This is a genomic window from Leptolyngbya sp. CCY15150 (assembly GCF_016888135.1).
Taxonomy (GTDB): Bacteria; Cyanobacteriota; Cyanobacteriia; order RECH01; family RECH01; genus RECH01.
Genome location: NZ_JACSWB010000076.1, coordinates 1 through 2,221, shown reverse-complemented (window position 1 = coordinate 2,221; position 2,221 = coordinate 1). Strand labels below are relative to the sequence as shown.

General features: G+C 52.5%; 1 protein-coding gene. It reads right to left on the bottom strand.

The features are described from left to right. Positions 1-78: 78 nt before the first annotated feature. Positions 79-2,106, bottom strand: a complete 2,028-nt coding sequence (locus tag JUJ53_RS00425; protein ID WP_204150025.1) for a PAS domain S-box protein — start codon at positions 2,104-2,106, stop codon at positions 79-81. Positions 2,107-2,221 lie beyond the last annotated feature (115 nt).

The following is a 2,221-nucleotide window of genomic DNA, read 5'->3' as shown; positions in this document are numbered from 1 at the left end:
CTGCCGAATCCTGAACGAAAGAATGAGCTTTTTCAACAAATCTATTGACACTGTTCTCAATAAGCTCATGCAAGATGTTCATACTGAGAATTGCTGGGAGGGAGTTGGCTGGCTTGGATCGAGGCCAAACATGCGATAGAGTTCCTGCGACCAGGTAATCGTTTGGGTTGCAGGATCAAACATCCAGTTACCGATATGGGCAACCTGCTGCGCTTCCAGCAACGCCGCCTCGCTAGCCCGCACCTGTTCTTCCGCTAGCTTGCGATCGTGAATATCTCGACCCACCGCCTGCAGCTCGATCAGCGTGCCTTGCTCGTTATAGATTGCTCGATTGGTCCACTGCATCCAGCGCACGCCCCTGCTCATCACCACCCGATGTTCAATCGTACTAACTGGTTGGTCGGGAGAGAGGGAGGCTAAACAGTCGTCCACAATCGATTGATCATCAGGATAAATCTTAGAGACGTTGCTAAATTGAGGTATGAACCACAGAACGTCTTTATCTTCTCCCTCTTGTTCCACGAGGTCAGAACGACTGGTTGTTGTTGCGGAGGATTGAGGATCCGAGCGAACCCCATTGGCATTCAGCAACATCGTCCCAGATGGATAACGCCTCCTTCCAATAACCTCCTCTTTCGTCAAGCCAAAGTAATGGCAGAGAGCGTCATTGACGAACACAATTGTGCCATCGGGGCGACATCGTTTGATCAGCTCGGTTTGATCTTGCAGGATCGACAAGTAGCGGGCTTCCGAGTCTTGCAGCAACTTCTCAGCATGTTTGCGATCGGTGATATCCACCGTAGATCCCACAAACCCAACCAAGAGACCCGATGCACTATACTCAGGAACTGCCTGCACAAACCCCCAGCGCTCCGATCCATCGGCGGCAAAATAGCGATACTCATGCTGATAACTTGCCTCCTGCCCCAAATTACTCTGCTCGACAAAGGTTGACCAAGCCGCCGCCATAAAGTCTTGATTCTCTGGATGCAGATTGCGGCTCCAGCCATCCCCCAAAATGCCTTCCAACGGCAGCCCCGTCATGTCCTGCAGTTGTGGGTTGGCATAAATGCATTGTCCGGTTACATCATTGCGGAAAATTCCCACCGGACTGGTTTCTAAGAGGGTGCGATAGCGAACTTCACTGTCTTGCAGCGCCAGTTCTGCCCGCTTGTTTTGGGTAATATCGCTTTCAATCACGGTAGCGATCGCACATTGCAGGGTATCGTCCCAACGAATCGACTGCACGGCAGAGATCCAGCGGATCCCACCATCTTTGTGGCGAAACCGATATTCAGCGGTGCGATGGTAGGGCAGACTGTCTAAGCTGGTGTCATTGGTAATCACAACATGACGGTCTTCTTCCACCACCCGCGATAGCCATAGACCAGGCGTATCTTTGAGTTCTTTCACGGTGTAGCCAAAGACGCGATCGCAGCCGCCGGATCGATAGGTCGTCACCCAAAACCGATCGGACAGTTGCCGTAGGGTGACAATGGCAGCCGGAGCATTCTCCAAAATGTCTTGCAAGGTTGCCTTAGACTCTTGCAGCTCTAGCTCTAGATGCTTGCGATCGCTAATGTCAACATGACAGCCCACCATGCGCAGCGGTTGCCCAGCCGCATCCCATTCAATCACCCGTCCCGAACACATCACCCACACCGTGGAGCCATCCTTATGGCGATAGCGAACCTCGTTATAGAAAGGTTCCTCACCATGGCTTTGGACATGGCGATCAAAACAGGCGAACACCCCAGGCAAGTCCTCCGGCACGATCAAGTCTTGCCAGGCCTCAGGTGTGTTGGGCAGTTCATGATCTTCGTAGCCAAACATGCGCTTGAATCCGGGGCTCAAGTATTCTTGATGGGCTGGAATATTCCAATCCCAATAGCCCGCGAGGATGACATCGAGCACTTGTTCCAATAGCCTGAGTTCATGACCCAAGGTTTGGGCAGCCACCCGATCGGCCTCGGCCTGGCGGCGATCGCTAATATCTTGAAACGCATTGATCACATAAATGATCTCGCCAGCCTCATTCAAGACCGGAGCCGTTTTAATCTCTAAGGGAATCCGCCGACCCTGCACCTCCACTTCTAGATCATCCACATACACCGTCTCTCCCCGCGGCGTTGCACAGTGTAAAATGACATAGAGTCAAGGGAAGCCATGATGAACTGTCCTCACTGCGCCAGCACCAACGTTGTCAAGAATGGGCATCGCA